17 protein-coding genes and 1 pseudogene are annotated in these 13,874 nt (G+C 59.4%); 7 read left to right on the forward strand and 11 right to left on the reverse strand.

What is annotated here, in order from left to right:
- Positions 1-16: 16 nt before the first annotated feature.
- Complete coding sequence (locus ACQY47_RS09940; RefSeq protein ID WP_017138210.1) at positions 17-835, reverse strand: M48 family metallopeptidase; 819 nt, start codon at positions 833-835, stop codon at positions 17-19.
- Positions 836-2,147: 1,312 nt separating this feature from the next.
- Here ACQY47_RS09940 and ACQY47_RS09945 point away from each other — a divergent pair.
- Together ACQY47_RS09945 and ACQY47_RS09950 are read left to right on the forward strand one after the other, a co-directional pair.
- Positions 2,148-2,342, forward strand: a pseudogene (locus ACQY47_RS09945) (HAMP domain-containing protein); the annotation flags it as partial.
- Between the two features lie 114 nt (positions 2,343-2,456).
- Complete coding sequence (locus ACQY47_RS09950; protein ID WP_371319328.1) at positions 2,457-3,200, forward strand: methyl-accepting chemotaxis protein; 744 nt, start codon at positions 2,457-2,459, stop codon at positions 3,198-3,200.
- Between the two features lie 117 nt (positions 3,201-3,317).
- Here the strand turns inward: ACQY47_RS09950 and ACQY47_RS09955 are convergent, their stop codons facing one another.
- Genes ACQY47_RS09955 through ACQY47_RS09965 form a run of 3 tightly spaced genes read right to left on the reverse strand, consistent with a single transcriptional unit; the run spans position 3,318 to position 4,428 of the window.
- Positions 3,318-3,938, reverse strand: coding sequence for an SOS response-associated peptidase (locus tag ACQY47_RS09955; protein WP_056859005.1), 621 nt, complete (start codon positions 3,936-3,938; stop codon positions 3,318-3,320).
- A gap of 37 nt (positions 3,939-3,975) precedes the next feature.
- Positions 3,976-4,236, reverse strand: coding sequence for a putative signal transducing protein (locus ACQY47_RS09960; protein WP_017138212.1), 261 nt, complete (start codon positions 4,234-4,236; stop codon positions 3,976-3,978).
- Between the two features lie 12 nt (positions 4,237-4,248).
- Complete coding sequence (locus ACQY47_RS09965; RefSeq protein ID WP_017138213.1) at positions 4,249-4,428, reverse strand: CPXCG motif-containing cysteine-rich protein; 180 nt, start codon at positions 4,426-4,428, stop codon at positions 4,249-4,251.
- 131 nt (positions 4,429-4,559) lie between these two features.
- On the opposite strand from ACQY47_RS09965, the gene ACQY47_RS09970 reads away from it, so the two are divergent.
- Positions 4,560-5,723 carry a 1-acyl-sn-glycerol-3-phosphate acyltransferase gene (locus tag ACQY47_RS09970; protein ID WP_026013785.1) on the forward strand — a complete coding sequence of 388 codons (1,164 nt, stop codon included), beginning with the start codon at positions 4,560-4,562 and terminating at the stop codon, positions 5,721-5,723.
- 45 nt (positions 5,724-5,768) lie between these two features.
- On the opposite strand, the gene ACQY47_RS09975 is transcribed toward ACQY47_RS09970, so the two are convergent.
- Both ACQY47_RS09975 and ACQY47_RS09980 read right to left on the reverse strand, forming a co-directional pair.
- Positions 5,769-6,686, reverse strand: coding sequence for an IS110 family transposase (locus ACQY47_RS09975; protein WP_017139096.1), 918 nt, complete (start codon positions 6,684-6,686; stop codon positions 5,769-5,771).
- A 308-nt stretch (positions 6,687-6,994) separates the two neighbouring features.
- Positions 6,995-7,252 carry a hypothetical protein gene (locus ACQY47_RS09980; protein ID WP_017138215.1) on the reverse strand — a complete coding sequence of 86 codons (258 nt, stop codon included), beginning with the start codon at positions 7,250-7,252 and terminating at the stop codon, positions 6,995-6,997.
- Positions 7,253-7,435: 183 nt separating this feature from the next.
- Between ACQY47_RS09980 and ACQY47_RS09985 the strand changes: the two genes are divergently transcribed.
- The gene (locus ACQY47_RS09985; RefSeq protein ID WP_056859008.1) at positions 7,436-7,645 is read left to right on the forward strand and encodes a hypothetical protein; all 210 of its coding nucleotides are present in this window, start codon (positions 7,436-7,438) and stop codon (positions 7,643-7,645) included.
- A 72-nt stretch (positions 7,646-7,717) separates the two neighbouring features.
- On the opposite strand, the gene ACQY47_RS09990 is transcribed toward ACQY47_RS09985, so the two are convergent.
- Positions 7,718-8,302 carry a YajG family lipoprotein gene (locus ACQY47_RS09990; protein ID WP_017138217.1) on the reverse strand — a complete coding sequence of 195 codons (585 nt, stop codon included), beginning with the start codon at positions 8,300-8,302 and terminating at the stop codon, positions 7,718-7,720.
- A 182-nt stretch (positions 8,303-8,484) separates the two neighbouring features.
- Here ACQY47_RS09990 and ACQY47_RS09995 point away from each other — a divergent pair, with 182 nt between their 5' ends.
- On the forward strand, positions 8,485-8,718 hold the full coding sequence (locus ACQY47_RS09995) for a hypothetical protein (protein WP_428557031.1): 234 nt from the start codon (positions 8,485-8,487) through the stop codon (positions 8,716-8,718).
- Between the two features lie 722 nt (positions 8,719-9,440).
- Positions 9,441-10,949, forward strand: a complete 1,509-nt coding sequence (gene mqo, locus ACQY47_RS10000; RefSeq protein ID WP_428557032.1) for a malate dehydrogenase (quinone) — start codon at positions 9,441-9,443, stop codon at positions 10,947-10,949.
- Positions 10,950-11,041: 92 nt separating this feature from the next.
- Here mqo and ACQY47_RS10005 read toward each other — a convergent pair whose 3' ends face one another.
- The 4 genes from ACQY47_RS10005 to ACQY47_RS10020 all read right to left on the reverse strand — a co-directional run bounded on the left by ACQY47_RS10005 (position 11,042) and on the right by ACQY47_RS10020 (position 13,069).
- On the reverse strand, positions 11,042-11,329 hold the full coding sequence (locus ACQY47_RS10005; RefSeq protein ID WP_428557033.1) for a PA4642 family protein: 288 nt from the start codon (positions 11,327-11,329) through the stop codon (positions 11,042-11,044).
- A gap of 190 nt (positions 11,330-11,519) precedes the next feature.
- A complete protein-coding gene (locus ACQY47_RS10010; protein ID WP_177033655.1) occupies positions 11,520-12,005 on the reverse strand; it encodes a hypothetical protein in 486 nt (161 codons plus the stop codon).
- Between the two features lie 35 nt (positions 12,006-12,040).
- Positions 12,041-12,508 (reverse strand): WbuC family cupin fold metalloprotein, encoded by a 468-nt coding sequence (locus ACQY47_RS10015; protein WP_428557034.1) that lies wholly within the window; start codon positions 12,506-12,508, stop codon positions 12,041-12,043.
- Positions 12,509-12,511: 3 nt separating this feature from the next.
- Positions 12,512-13,069, reverse strand: coding sequence for a hypoxanthine-guanine phosphoribosyltransferase (locus ACQY47_RS10020; protein ID WP_003216150.1), 558 nt, complete (start codon positions 13,067-13,069; stop codon positions 12,512-12,514).
- 164 nt (positions 13,070-13,233) lie between these two features.
- Here ACQY47_RS10020 and upp point away from each other — a divergent pair, with 164 nt between their 5' ends.
- A complete protein-coding gene (upp, locus tag ACQY47_RS10025; RefSeq protein WP_017138223.1) occupies positions 13,234-13,872 on the forward strand; it encodes a uracil phosphoribosyltransferase in 639 nt (212 codons plus the stop codon).
- The last annotated feature ends 2 nt before the right edge of the window (positions 13,873-13,874 follow it).

Here is a 13,874-nt window from a genome sequence, read left to right on the forward strand (position 1 = left end):
ACTGGACCGCGTTAACTCAGGACTTTTTGGCCTGCTGGTACAGCGGCATCACCTTCGGAATCGCCGCCTGCAACGAGGCGATTCGGCTGTCGGAGGCCGGGTGAGTGCTCATGAACTCGGGCGTCCCGCCCTGGGAAGCCTTGGCCATCTTGTTCCACAAGGTGATCGCGGCATTCGGGTTGTAGCCGGCGCGGGCCGAAAGCTCCAGGCCGATCAAGTCGGCTTCATTCTCGTTGCCGCGACTGTTGGGCAACGTCAGGCCGTATTTAACGGCAGCATCACCAATCGCCATACTGTCTTGGCCCAACCCCAACAAGGCTGAGGCGCCCTGCTTGGCCATTTCGATACCGTACGCTTTGGACATGGCCTCACGACTGTGCTCGCGCAAGGCGTGGGCGATTTCATGCCCCATCACCGCCGCCAACTCGTCATCGGTCAATTTGAGGTCGTCGATCAGCGCGCTGTATACGAATATCTTGCCGCCTGGCCCGCAGTTAGCGTTGATCTCGTCGCTTTTGATCAGGTTCACTTCCCATTGCCACTGCGCCGCGTCCGGGCGGAACGCCGGTACTTGCACGATCAAACGCTTGGCAATCGCTTGCACGCGCTTGGCGTTGGCACTCGTCTTGTCGACGACACCTTTGCTGCTCGCCTCGCCCAAGGTCTTTTGATAGGACTGGGCATACATCTGGTCGACTTCCTGACTCGACAACAGGCTGTACATATATTGCTTGCGCTCAACGCCAACGGCACCGCCACTGGTGGTGTTGACCACCTGGCAACCGGCCAGCAGCATCGCTGCACTGAGTACACTTACCACCAATGACTTTTTCATGACGCTCTCCCTGAAATCCTGGCGCGTATCCTAGGCGGTCATGTGTATCTGCGCCAGATACACACGACGTGTAACCACTAACTTTCAGATACATCCCACACCCCCACAGCGGCGGCGAACTGCCCGTTTGCGACATCTCGCACTATTTCGCCCGCCAAGCCTTAAGCCTCCAGTGCCCATGGCCGATACAAAAAGGCAGCCCACCTGCCCTGCGCCTGGAGCCTCCATGAAATTCAAGTCGATTCAGTTTTCTGTCGCCGCATTGACCGGGGCCATCGTGCTGAGTGTGGTCGCAGTGCTGGTGCTCTATGCAGTGTTTGCCGGTGCCCGCACCCAGGAGCTGGTGCAGGAGCGAACCCAGGCGCAATTTGAGCAGATCATCGAGCAGCGCCTCACCGCTTTGGCGCAAACCCAGGCCACGCTGATTCAGCGCGAACTGGAGGCACCACTGGTGACCGCCAAAGGCCTGGCCACCGCCAATGCCCTGCTGGCGATGAAAGACGCCAAGGGCGAACCCGCGCTGCAGGTCGGCCGCGAGCAATTGATCAACCTGCTGCATGAAACCGTGGTGCGCAACCCGAAAATCCTCGGCGCCTACATCGGCTGGGAGCCCAATGCCATCGACCATAACGACGCTGCCTACGTGAACACCACGATTGTCGGCATGGGCACCGACGGCCGTTTCCTGCCGTGGTGGTACCGCAACGCCGATGGCAGCCTGGGCCTGGATAAGCTCGCTGACGTCAACGATCAGAAGATCCTGTCCACCGGCGTGCGCGCCAGTGAGTACTACCTGTGCTCCAAAGAGAGCAAGAAGCCCTGCGCCATCGACCCGGCGCCTTATAAAGTCGGGAATGCGATGGTGATGCTCGCCTCGTTTATCGAACCGATCATGGTCGACGGCACGTTCCAGGGCATCGTCGGCGCCGACCTGTCGGTGAACTTCATCCAGGACATGCTCACCCGCGCCGACCAGAACCTGTACAACGGCGCCGGCGAACTGGCGCTGATCTCCAGCAACGGTCGCCTGGTGGCCTATACCAAGGACGCCAGCAAGCTTGGCGAAAAAGCCAGCGACCTGCTCGACAGCAACGAGCTGGCCAACCTCGGCCAGTTGAAAGTCGGCGAAGTGCGCTACGACATCGACAAGGAGCACGGGCATATCGAGCTGTTCCTGCCCTTCAACATCGGTCAGGCCGAAGCGCGCTGGACCTTGATGCTGCAACTGCCGCTGAGTGCGGTAATGGCCGACTCGCAGAAGCTGCAAAGCGACCTGCAAGCCCAGCGCAAGACCGACACCTTCGGCATGGCCATGGTCGGCCTGTTGATCGCCGGTATCGGTTTGCTGGTGATCTGGCTGGTGGGCCATGGCATCGCCCGCCCGCTCAAGCAAATGGTGGCCATGCTCAACGATATCGCCCAGGGCGAAGGCGACCTTACCCGCCGCCTCACCAGTGATCGCGCCGATGAGCTGGGCGCGATTGCCAACGGCTTTAATACCTTCCTGATCAAGTTGCAGGGCATGATCACTCAGGTGGTGAGTTCGGTGCAGAAGGTCAGCGACTCGTCAGAACACACCGCCGACATCGCGATTCGCACCAACCAGGGCGTGCATAAACAAATGGTCGAGATCGACCAGGTGGCCACCGCTGTGCACGAAATGACCGCCACTGCGCAAGACGTGGCACGCAACGCCACCCAGGCCGCGCAAGCCGCCAGCCATGCCGACCAGGCCGCAAGCCAAGGCATGCGTATTGTGCGCGACACGTCCACTTCCATCGGCGCGCTGGCTGAAGAAATCGGCAAGGCGGTCGGTGTGGTGCAAACCCTGGCCAAGGACAGCGAAAATATCAACGCGATCCTCACGGCGATTCGCGGGATTGCCGAGCAGACCAACCTGTTGGCGCTCAACGCCGCCATCGAAGCGGCCCGCGCCGGTGAGCAAGGGCGTGGCTTTGCGGTGGTGGCCGATGAGGTGCGCAACCTGGCGCAGAAAACCCAGAAGGCCACCGAAGAAATCCAGACCATGATCCAGCAGCTGCAACAAGGCACGCGGGATGTGGTGCGGGTGATGGAAGACAGCCAGAACCGTACCGACGAAAGCGTGCAGCACGCGGCGAAAGCGGCCGAAGCGCTGGAGACCATTACCCAGGCGGTGTCGGTGATCAACGACATGAACACGCAAATCGCCAGCGCGGCCGAAGAGCAGAGCGCCGTGGCCGAGGACATCAATCGCAATGTGATCAATATCGGCCAGGTGGCCAATGAGGTGGCGGGCGGTGCGGATGAGTCCAGCGCAGCGAGTGCGGATCTGACCAAGTTGGCGGAGCAGCAGCGGCGATTGATCAATCAGTTCAAGGTTTAAGGTTTTCGTAGGTTTTAAGGCTGCTATCGCAGGCAAGCCAGCTCCCACATGTTGAATGTATTCACAAATTCAAATGTGGGAGCTGGCTTGCCTGCGATGAGGCCAGCAAAGCCAACCTCAACCTGGGGTCAGACACTCCGGCCCATTCAACTTCGGATCATTGACCATATTGGCCAACACCCGCTCGCGCAACGCGGCAGGCTCGCTGGCCAACAAGCCCTGCAACACGTGCAGCGGCGTCTCAGGATTCAACCACGCCTCTTGCCCTGCCGCATCCAGAATCAACGGCCGCCGCTGACTCTGCGCGGCCTGGGTCACCACCGCCGTACTCAGCCACACCTGCTCCTGCACCGGATAAGCCTCCCAGATCGCCGCAAAAAACAGTGTCGAGCCTTCACCCGGCGTCAGCCAATACGGGCGTTTGCGCTGGGTGCCGCGCCATTCGTAGAAACCGTTGGCCGGCAGCAAACAGCGGCGCTGACGCAAGGCTTCGCGAAACATCGGTTGTTCGGCCAGGGTTTCGGCGCGCGCGTGGGCTGGCGTGCGCGAAAGGTCGGTGAGCCACGGTGGCGTGAGGCCCCAGCGCGCACGGGCCAGGGTGCGCTGGCCTTCGCTCAGGCGCTGGATCAGCACCGAATCATTCGGGGAGATGTTCCACTGGGCCTGCTGGTCGGCCGGGAAGCCCGGCAAGGCAGCAAAGGAAGGGTTCCAGCGAAACAGGGCATAACGTCCACACATGGGGCAACACGACTCTTGGGGTAAACCGACCGACAGCCTAACAGACCAACACGTCGGGGAAGCTGTCGGGTTCATCGCCGGGCATGGGTTGCGCGCCGTTATAGGCCGTAATCAATTCGCGGGCGTAGGCGGCCTGGTCGTTGTCGACTTCCAGGCCCAACAGGCCGAAGATCGGCAACTCGCCGGTCCCACCCAGCAAATGGCGCCCCACCAGGTGCGCCTCGATGCCTTCACTGGCAAGCATCTGTTGCAGCAGCTCGCCCTCCATCAGGTTTTCCGGTTCGTAGATTCGCTGCATGGGGTGTACCTGTTACTCGTTTTCGCTGCGCACGTTCAGCATCCATTCGTCATCATGCACCTGTAGCTCGAAAGTAATCGGCCGGCAGCACACCGGGCAATCCTCTATATATTGCTGATCGCCTCCCGACAGGTCCAGCAACGCCGTGACCACCTCTCCACAATAAGGACATTCGTACGACTCCTCTTCCATCGCGGTCTCCCAGGTGACTTGTGCGTATAATCGCCGGTCTATTTACAGGGCTATTCACGGCAGAGCCAATATTGCGGCCGCACCCTGATATTTCCTTTACTTACCCTAGCCGTTTCTAACAAGAGAGCATGATGGGCGAATTCGATACCATCCGACCTTACAACGACAGCGAAGTCCCGGCCGTGCTGGCGCGCCTGTTCAGTGACAAGGCCTTTCTGGACATCCTGACTCACTTTCGCTTCCCGCGCTTTGCCGGCGCCCTGGGCTGGCTGCTCAAGCCGATGATCGCCCGCAAACTGCGCCGTGAATTTGCCGGCGTCACCACCGTGGCCACGCTGCAGGACAAAGTCGAGTACTACGTCGATCACACCATAGATCGGGCGACCGACGGCGTGACTTATACCGGCGTCGAGCAGCTCAAGTCCGGCACCGCCTATCTGTTTCTGGCCAACCACCGCGATATCGTGATGGACCCGGCCTTCGTCAACTATGCCGTGTACCACGCCGGCCTGCCGACGCCACGCATCGCCATCGGCGACAACCTGCTGCAAAAGCCGTTTGTCAGCGACCTGATGCGCCTGAACAAGAGCTTTATCGTGCACCGCTCGATCACCGGGCGAAAGGAGAAGATGGCGGCGTATAACCTGCTGTCGGCCTATATCAACCATTCGATCCGCAACGACTGCCAGTCGATCTGGATCGCCCAGGCCGAAGGGCGGGCCAAGGACGGGGATGATCGCACCGAGTCGGCGATCCTCAAGATGTTCCACGTCAGCCGCAAGGACGAGCCGTTTGCAGAGGTGATCCAGTCGCTGAACCTGACGCCGGTGTCGATCAGCTATGAATACGACCCATGCGACAGCGCCAAGGCCCGCGAGCTTTATATCCGCGCCACCACCGGCACCTACAGCAAGGCGCCAGGTGAAGACGATGTGAGCATTGCGCTGGGCATTACCGGCTACAAGGGCCGCGTGCACGTGAACTTCGCACCGCCGATCACCGAACGCTTTGAAGACACCAAACTGTTGGCCGTAGAAATGGACCGCCAGATTCTCGGCGGTTATCGCCTGTTCCCGGTGCATTACCTGGCGTATGCGCAGTGGAGCGACGCCGACCCGCAATTGCAGGTGCCGGCGGCAGCCGAGGTGTTCCCGGCCGATGAGCTGGCCAAGGCCAAAGCGGAGTGGGAGCGGCGCTTGAATGAATGCCCGGTGGAACACCGGCCGTACTTGGTGACGCAGTATGCGACGCCGGTGAGGAATCAATACCGGGTCAAGGCCGGGATTCCTCTGTAAATACCAAACCAAAATGTGGGAGCAACTGTCTTAACCCACCGTCCGTCAGCGCCATTCTGTACCGTCTCGCAGCATGGCATTTAGTCTGATCAGCAGTATCCGCATGCAGGCGATGAGCGCGACTTTCGCGCTCTTGCCTCGCTCCCTTAGAGCCTCGTAGCGCGTTTTAAAGTCTGCTTGAAAGCGGATAACAACCCAACTCGACATGTATAACGCATGCCTGACACGGGTTCTTCCTCCGTATATCTGCCGTTTTCCATTGTGGTTTCCGCTGTCGTCGTTGTAAGGGGCTATGCCTGCTAACGCCGCCACTTCTCTGCGATCCAACTCGCCCAACTCCGGCAAGTAAACCAGCAAACTGGCGGCCGCGACTTTGCCAATCCCCTTCACAGACATGAGTCGCCTGGCCTTTTCTGCATCCAAATCAAACATGCCCTGAACGAGGTGTTTTTCCAGGGCTTTGATCTGCGCTTGCAGGTAGCGAATATGATCTTTGGTAGCGCTGACAACGGTTGGCAACTGAGCCTGCTGAAGTCGACGCTTATTGTCGTCGCGCTGCTGAACGAAGTGCTCACGTAATTGGATCAGTTCGCGCAGAGCTTCGCGCTCAGGAGAAATGACCTTTTCGTGAGACCCATGCAGCACTTCGGCAAAATCAGCCAGAACTGCCGCATCAATCGGGTCGGTCTTGGCATTTTTGCCCATGGCCACCGCGAAGGCTCTGGCCCGACGAGGATTGATTCGGAGCACTTGGAAATTCGTCTGTTGCAGTGCCGCCATGACCTGGCGCTCGTAGCCTCCCGTGGCCTCCAGCAATACCCGGCCAACCTCATAGCAGCTCAATCGTTTGATCAGCTCAACAAAGCCTTCAGATGTGTTTGGAATCTCGAAGCCTTCTTTCTGAGGTTGAACCCAGACAACAAGGTTTAATTTAGAGATATCGATGCCGACCCAGGAAATCATGGCAAAACCCTCTTACACTCAGGAGTGAGAGTGCTCTGGCTATGCCCACGCTTGTGATTCGAGTGGTGCTCGTCCAACTGTTCGGGCTTGTCGGCCAGAGTGGAAAGGTGGATGGCAGCTTTGCTCCCACTCGTGCTTCTAGCACCGCGGACTCACAGCTTGCCATCCACCCCTCTCACCTCAGAGTTTATTCCCAGATCAAGACACAAGCGGGCTTGCCCGCGATGGCGGCGTGTCAGAACCGAATCTATCGACTGGCACACTGCTATCGCGGGCAAGCCAGCTCCCACATTGGTCTTTCGGTGGTTTTAGAGGTGGGTGCTGAGCCAGGACACGGCCAGCGCCAGGCCGAGGCAGGCAAACCCGACGCGGTAAGCCAGGCGATGCGACCGTTCGGTACGCACATCCAGAAACAACATCGGTTGGTCGATCGCGCGGTCTTCGCTTTGGGCGGTCAGGTCGGCCAGCGCTCGCTGCTCGCGCAGGCGGGTAATGAACAGCAGCGCTGCACCCGGGCAGGCCACCAATAAAGCCACAGCATTGATCAGCAGTGCGGGCAGCGCCATCGCAAACCTCGGTAGACGAGTGTCTTGGTATCAATTCAGATACAAACCTGAATGATATTGGCCTCCTGCCGCTGAAACGTTCCGTCCCCCATGTACGGTTAATGTATCCAGTAATTTACAGCGTCACCTGAACGTCACCTTAACAAGCCACTCTGTTGCCCTTCGAACGCTTGGGAGCTTGTCATGCTGCACGCACAAAACCAGGATCGGCTGTACCTGATGGCCCAGAACGATGAACAGGAAGCGCTGGTCGGCGGCCTCGCATTCAACGTCCAGGACCGCCACTGGCTGGTGTATTGCGCGCTCGGCGGGCACCAACATGCCGACCTGCCGGAGCTGGACCTGCTCACTGGCGTGAGTGTGCTGGACTTTTATGTCGAAACGGCTGCATGAAGGCTACAGGCATAAAAAAACCGGGCTCATTGCTGAGCCCGGCGATCGGGGCGTTGCGCGCCCGCCTGACGGTTACTGCGCGTTGAGAAGCGAACCGATGCTCGGGTCTTTGAACAAGCGCGTCAGGGCATCACTCAACACGTCGCTGACCAGCTTGGTGTTGGTTTCCTGGTTCGGCGACATACCGAAGCGCTGGTTCAGGGACGCGCCGTAGCGGCCACTGTAGCGGCGTGTGCCAGCGCTGACGTCGGACTTGAAGGTCGCGCCGATGGAGGCTTCCGTCACATACAGGCCTTCTTTGGGCGACTGGTACTTGAGCTCAGCCAGGGTGATGGTCAACTGCGGCGCGCCCGGCGAGTTGGCCGGGGTGAAGCCCAGCAGGCGCACGGCGGCTTCAGCCTGGGCTTGCAGCTTGGGCAGCACGTCCTGGCCTTGTACCGAAATCAGCGCGGTCTCAGGGTACAGACCACCACGGGAACCCAGGGTTGGCGAAGGACGACCATCTACCACGCGCACCGATACCGGCTGGCCGTGGCCGACAGGCGCCAGTTGCGCCGTGACTTTAGGTTGCGGGCTGAGTTGTTGCGGGCTGTTGGCGCAGCCAACCAGGGTCAAACTGGTCACAGTGATCAAACCGAACAACAGGCGTTGCAACATACTCATTTCTCCAGGACTAGGTGCAAACAGGCCGCCAGTATAACGGCGCATGTGGGCCACTCACCAGCCATCCTGAACGGCAGCTGAAGGCGGGCTGAAATTACAATTTCGCATAATTTCGTCACTCCACTGTCATGGCACACTGGCAACCTTCAAGCATGTAACGTAACAGGTACAAAGCCATGCGCCTTCTTAAATCATTGTTCATGTCCCACCCCCGCCATCGCCACTACGCACGGCTCGATGCCAATGGCCATTGCGTGGCGTTCAAGCAGTGCAGCCTGCCACCCGTGGGCGAGGGCTGGGTGGAAGTCTCGGAAACACATCTGGGCTGGATGCACCGCCCACTGCCAATGAACGCCCGAATCAGCCCACGGGTTGCCCACACGCACTCGCGGCACGCACTGGCTTCCTGAACGCCCTAATAAAAGTCACAAAACACGCCCATTTCCCTGGCGTTCTTCGCTACAATCTCCCCCCGATTATAAGGACGTCTCCTGATCGGGCCTCGCAGCATCGTTAATGCCTCGGTATTAACCCCCCAATCGCCCACAGAGAGCCGCCCACACAGATCGAGTGAAGCTGGCGCGCTTGCTGTTTTCTTTGCAAACCACCCCTCTTTACCGAATCTGCCAGAGCTGCCATTGCGCTCGGCCACTTGAGTTGTTTGCCCGTCTTGCCGCGTGTCGGCAGGGGTTTACGGGCCAGGTGCCAGGCTGGGGCAGCCCTTTTTTGAGGTTCACGTCTTCAAAAGAGCGTGAAAAAACGGGTTTTCACAACTTCACAAGAGTGTGGCGAGCAAATGAATAGTTTGGCGTTTGTACAAGCACCATCAGCGTCTGGAACAGCCCAACCACACAGGACCGAGTACTCCTCAAACACCGGAGCTTGAGCCTGTCCGCTACGGATTGATTGCACAAATCGCACGCTTTGACCATAAGTCGAATTGCCACAGGCGCCCATGAATGCGTTCATAGGCAGATTAGCCTGGCAGGAAGCGTGTGCTGAAGTTGCAAAGAATTGCGAAACGGACATGGCGATCCTGGCCATGGGTAACCTGGGGCAACACGTGAACCGCCCCGTCACTCCTGGCAGCCATGCCGTCAATTTGGTGCTGCAGATTTTGGAGACGCGTTAAATGGCGCATAACGAAGCAGTCGACGTAGTACTGGTAGGGGCCGGCATCATGAGTGCCACCCTGGCCGTATTGCTCAAAGAGCTCGACCCCGGCCTCAAGCTGGAAGTCGTTGAGCTGATGGATTCGGGTGCCGCGGAGAGTTCCAACCCGTGGAACAACGCCGGCACCGGCCACGCCGGGCTGTGTGAGCTGAACTACACGCCGCAGGCTGGCGACGGCTCCATCGACATCAAGAAAGCCGTGCACATCAACACCCAGTTCGAGGTGTCGAAGCAGTTCTGGGCGTACCTGACCAAAAAGGGCACCTTTGGCTCGTCCAAGTCCTTTATCAGCCCGGTGCCGCACCTGAGCTTCGTGCAAGGCGACAAAGGCGTGTCTTTCCTCAAGAAACGCTTTGAAACCCTCAGCCAGCACCATGCGTTCTCGGACATGCATTACACCGAAGACCGCAATGAGATGGCCGAGTGGATGCCGCTGATGATGCCGGGCCGCCCGCTCGACGAAAAAATCGCGGCCACCCGCGTGATGAACGGCACCGACGTCAATTTCGGCGCCCTGACCAACCAACTGCTGTCGCACCTGACCAGCGCACCGGATGCCCAGGTCAAGTACAGCAAGCGCGTTACCGGCCTCAAGCGCAATGGCGCGGGCTGGACCGTGAGCATCAAGGACGTCAACAGCGGCAACACCCGCGAAGTCGACGCCAAGTTCGTGTTCCTCGGCGCCGGTGGCGCGGCCCTGCCGCTGCTGCAAGCTTCGGGCATCGAAGAAAGCAAAGGCTTCGGCGGCTTCCCGGTCAGTGGCCAGTGGCTGCGTTGCGACAACCCGGAAGTGGTCAAGCACCACCAGGCCAAGGTTTACAGCCAGGCCGCCGTGGGCTCGCCACCGATGTCGGTGCCGCACCTGGACACCCGCGTGGTCGATGGCCAGAAATCCCTGCTGTTCGGGCCATACGCCGGCTTTACCACCAAGTTCCTCAAGCACGGCTCGTTCCTCGACCTGCCGCTGTCGGTTCGCGCCGGCAACATCGGCCCGATGCTGGCGGTCGCTCGCGACAACATGGACCTGACCAAATACCTGGTCAGCGAAGTGATGCAGTCCATGGAGCAGCGCCTGGAATCCCTGCGCCGCTTCTATCCTGAAGCCAAAGCCGAAGACTGGCGCCTGGAAGTGGCCGGCCAACGGGTGCAGATCATCAAGAAAGACCCGAAAAAAGGCGGCGTGCTGCAATTTGGCACCGAGCTGGTCGCAGCCAAAGACGGCTCGCTGGCAGCCCTGCTGGGCGCATCCCCAGGTGCTTCGGTGACGGTTTCGATCATGCTGGAACTGATCGAGCGCTGCTTCCCGGCCAAGGCTGCTGGTGAGTGGGCGGCCAAGCTGCACGAGATCTTCCCGGCGAGGGAAAAAGTGCTGGAGACGGACGCTGAGCTGTATCGCAAGATCAATGCGCAGAACAACATCAGCCTGGAGCTGGTTGAGCAAAGCAACGAGGCCGAGAGCTACGCTTGAGGTCGTGACGCGCAGCGTCACTGCAGGCATTCCCACGCGGTGCGTGGGAACGATCAAACGCCCCTCGGGGCGTTTTTTTGTGGCCGGGATAATCAGCCGCGAGCGTTTTCGATCAGCGCGATGTACTCAGGCGCGTTGCGCTGGTCCTTGATCAGCTCGACGAAGGTCTTGCCGTGCTCGTCCTTACCATCCAGGTCCAGGCCAGCTTCCTTGAAAAAGCCCAGGAAGCGCTCGAAGTCGTCGATACGCAGGCCACGGTAGGCCTTGATCAGCTTGTGCAGGGACGGTGAAGTCGCGTCGACTGGCTCAAAATCCAGGAACAACTTGATCTGGTCGTCGCCGATCTCGTCACCAATCACCTGTTTCTTATCTTTACGCATTACCGACTCCAGCCTGCAGACATTTACACGGGATTGGGAGTCTACCTGCCAGACACCACCTTCGAAAACAACCAAACACTCATGTGGGAGCTGGCTTGCCTGCGATAGCGGTGCATCAGTGACAGTTGGGCCAACTGACCCGCCGCCATCGCAGGCAAGCCAGCTCCCACATTGACTGCATTCGGCTTAATTACTTTGCGCGTACGGCGCCGGTATGCAGATCCGCCCAGATATGCCCATTGGCATAACTGAGGAACTGCACATACACCGTGTCATTGCGCAGCAGGTCGACAATCACTCGATATTGCGCCATTGGGTAAGACAGGGTCAGGGTTTTGCTGGCGTCATCGAACATCGGCTTTTTCAGGCTTTTGCTTTCGGCATCAAAATTGAGCACCACCTGACTGATCGTCGCGCCCTTGTTCAGGGATTTCCCCTTGAGGCGGATCATCAACGGCGAGGTCACCGGAATCGGCTGTTGCGTCGACTGCCGCTGGTTACCCACCACCACCGCATATTCGGTAACTTGCAGCAGTTGCTGCTGGTCGGGCGTTTGCGCACGCAGGGTCAGGTCATCGGGCGGCAGGAACTGGCTGTGCATCGGCGCGGGCGCGGCAGCCAGTGGCAAACTGAGAGTCAACGCCAGGGCGGCGCAGGTGCGTGTCAACAGGCTCATGGGCCGCTCCGTAGAAGAAGGCCGAGCACTGTAGCTCAATCGAACTGGGCGAGCATCCAGCGTTGATACTCGGCCACACCGGCATCGCCTTCGCGGGGCGCCCAGTCGGGTGACTCGCCCTCGCCTATCGGGCGATACGGCCCGGCCTTGCATTCAAACATCACACTGTCAGGCTCCAGAACCACCAGGCCATGAAACACGCCTGGCGGCAGATCGACGCCTGCACACTCACCGCCCGCCTGCAGAATGCGCTTGGCAATCACCTCGCCGGTATCGCTGAACACCAGTAAGCCGAGGCTGCCCTTGAGCACCAACAGGGTTTCCGCCTTGTCGGCACGCAGGTGCCGATGCGGCGGCACATAGGTGTCGGGTTGCAGGCCAACGGCCAGGCGATGGCAGGGTTCTTCCATCTGATGGAAGTTGTGATGGTGCCGGCCGCGAGGGCTGGCGGCGGCTTTCTCGGCCAATTGCGCGAACAGCGTCTGATCAAGAAAGCGCACCATGGTTTACATCCCTTTAACCGCATAGATGCCATTGGCGTTACGCCAGTAGCCTTTGTAGTCCATGCCGTAACCGAAGATGTAGCGGTCGATGCACGGCAGGCCGACGTAATCGGCTTTGAGGTCCGGACGGGCTTTGCGGTCGTGGTCTTTGTCGATCAGTACGGCGGTGTGCACTTTGCGCGCGCCGGCATGTTTGCAGAAGTCGATGATCGCGCCCAGGGTGTGACCTTCATCGAGGATGTCGTCGATGATCAGCACGTCGCGGTCGATGAACGACACTTCCGGCTTGGCTTTCCAGAACAGGTCGCCGCCGCTGGTCTCGTTGCGATAACGGGTGGCGTGCAGGTAGGAGGCTTCCAGCGGGAATTGCAGATGAGTCAGCAATTTGCCGGCGAAAATCAGGCCGCCGTTCATCACACAGAAGACCACCGGGTTGGTGTCGGCCATTTCGCGGCTGATGTGTGCGCCGACCTTGGCGATCGCTTCTTCGACTTGCGCTTCGGTGTACAGGCAGTCAGCCTCGCGCATGATTTGACGGATATGCTCGAGATCAGCGGACATGGCGCTCTCCAAGGGGGTGCTGTGGCAAGAAAAGCGGGCAAAGGTACGCATGTGAGGCGCAACGATCAAGCCTTAATGGACTAACGTACTAGATGTCTATAGGACAACACCCTCGGATAGATTAATCTAGGCCGGTTTTTTTGCCCGCCGCCGGAGCCTTTCCCATGCCCACTCGCGAGATCCGCCACCCGCTGATCCGACACAAACTCGGCCTTATGCGCCGTGCCGACATTAGCACGAAGAATTTCCGTGAGCTTGCTCAGGAAGTCGGAGCGCTGCTGACTTATGAAGCGACCAAGGATTTGCCGCTGGAAACCTACGAGATCCCCGGTTGGGCCGGTCCCGTACAAGTAGAGAAAATCGCCGGTAAGAAAATCACCGTAGTGCCTATCCTGCGCGCCGGTATCGGCATGCTCGAAGGCGTGCTCAGCCTGATCCCGGGCGCCAAAGTCAGCGCCGTGGGCGTGGCTCGCAATGAAGAAACCTTGCAGGCGCACACCTACCTGGAAAAACTCGTCCCGGAAATCAACGAACGCCTGGCAATGATCATCGACCCGATGCTCGCCACCGGCAGTTCCATGGTTGCCACCATCGACCTGCTAAAAAAAGCTGGCTGCAAGGACATCCGCGCCATGGTGCTGGTGGCTGCACCCGAAGGCATCGCTGCCGTCGAAAAGGCTCACCCGGACGTGCAGATCTACACCGCCTCCATCGACGAGCGCTTGAACGAACACGGCTACATCATCCCAGGCCTGGGCGATGCCGGTGACAAGATCTTCGGCACCAAGCAGAAGGACGCGTGAGC

It is taken from the genome of Pseudomonas edaphica, from assembly GCF_965277385.1.
Classification (GTDB): domain Bacteria; phylum Pseudomonadota; class Gammaproteobacteria; order Pseudomonadales; family Pseudomonadaceae; genus Aquipseudomonas; species Aquipseudomonas edaphica.

What these genes read in the sequence shown, in the direction of transcription:
- ACQY47_RS09975 (WP_017139096.1), bottom strand. Translation starts at nt 6,686, where the DNA reads ATGATTTCCTGGGTCGGCATCGATATCTCTAAATTAAACCTTGTTGTC.
- ACQY47_RS09995 (WP_428557031.1), top strand. Translation starts at nt 8,485, where the DNA reads ATGCGCCTTCTTAAATCATTGTTCATGTCCCACCCCCGCCATCGCCAC.
- ACQY47_RS09990 (WP_017138217.1), bottom strand. Translation starts at nt 8,302, where the DNA reads ATGTTGCAACGCCTGTTGTTCGGTTTGATCACTGTGACCAGTTTGACC.
- ACQY47_RS09970 (WP_026013785.1), top strand. Translation starts at nt 4,560, where the DNA reads ATGGGCGAATTCGATACCATCCGACCTTACAACGACAGCGAAGTCCCG.
- ACQY47_RS09980 (WP_017138215.1), bottom strand. Translation starts at nt 7,252, where the DNA reads ATGGCGCTGCCCGCACTGCTGATCAATGCTGTGGCTTTATTGGTGGCC.
- ACQY47_RS09985 (WP_056859008.1), top strand. Translation starts at nt 7,436, where the DNA reads ATGCTGCACGCACAAAACCAGGATCGGCTGTACCTGATGGCCCAGAAC.
- ACQY47_RS10020 (WP_003216150.1), bottom strand. Translation starts at nt 13,069, where the DNA reads ATGTCCGCTGATCTCGAGCATATCCGTCAAATCATGCGCGAGGCTGAC.
- ACQY47_RS09955 (WP_056859005.1), bottom strand. Translation starts at nt 3,938, where the DNA reads ATGTGTGGACGTTATGCCCTGTTTCGCTGGAACCCTTCCTTTGCTGCC.
- ACQY47_RS09965 (WP_017138213.1), bottom strand. Translation starts at nt 4,428, where the DNA reads ATGGAAGAGGAGTCGTACGAATGTCCTTATTGTGGAGAGGTGGTCACG.
- ACQY47_RS09950 (WP_371319328.1), top strand. Translation starts at nt 2,457, where the DNA reads ATGGTCGAGATCGACCAGGTGGCCACCGCTGTGCACGAAATGACCGCC.
- ACQY47_RS09940 (WP_017138210.1), bottom strand. Translation starts at nt 835, where the DNA reads ATGAAAAAGTCATTGGTGGTAAGTGTACTCAGTGCAGCGATGCTGCTG.
- ACQY47_RS10015 (WP_428557034.1), bottom strand. Translation starts at nt 12,508, where the DNA reads ATGGTGCGCTTTCTTGATCAGACGCTGTTCGCGCAATTGGCCGAGAAA.
- upp (WP_017138223.1), top strand. Translation starts at nt 13,234, where the DNA reads ATGCCCACTCGCGAGATCCGCCACCCGCTGATCCGACACAAACTCGGC.
- ACQY47_RS09960 (WP_017138212.1), bottom strand. Translation starts at nt 4,236, where the DNA reads ATGCAGCGAATCTACGAACCGGAAAACCTGATGGAGGGCGAGCTGCTG.
- ACQY47_RS10010 (WP_177033655.1), bottom strand. Translation starts at nt 12,005, where the DNA reads ATGAGCCTGTTGACACGCACCTGCGCCGCCCTGGCGTTGACTCTCAGT.
- mqo (WP_428557032.1), top strand. Translation starts at nt 9,441, where the DNA reads ATGGCGCATAACGAAGCAGTCGACGTAGTACTGGTAGGGGCCGGCATC.
- ACQY47_RS10005 (WP_428557033.1), bottom strand. Translation starts at nt 11,329, where the DNA reads ATGCGTAAAGATAAGAAACAGGTGATTGGTGACGAGATCGGCGACGAC.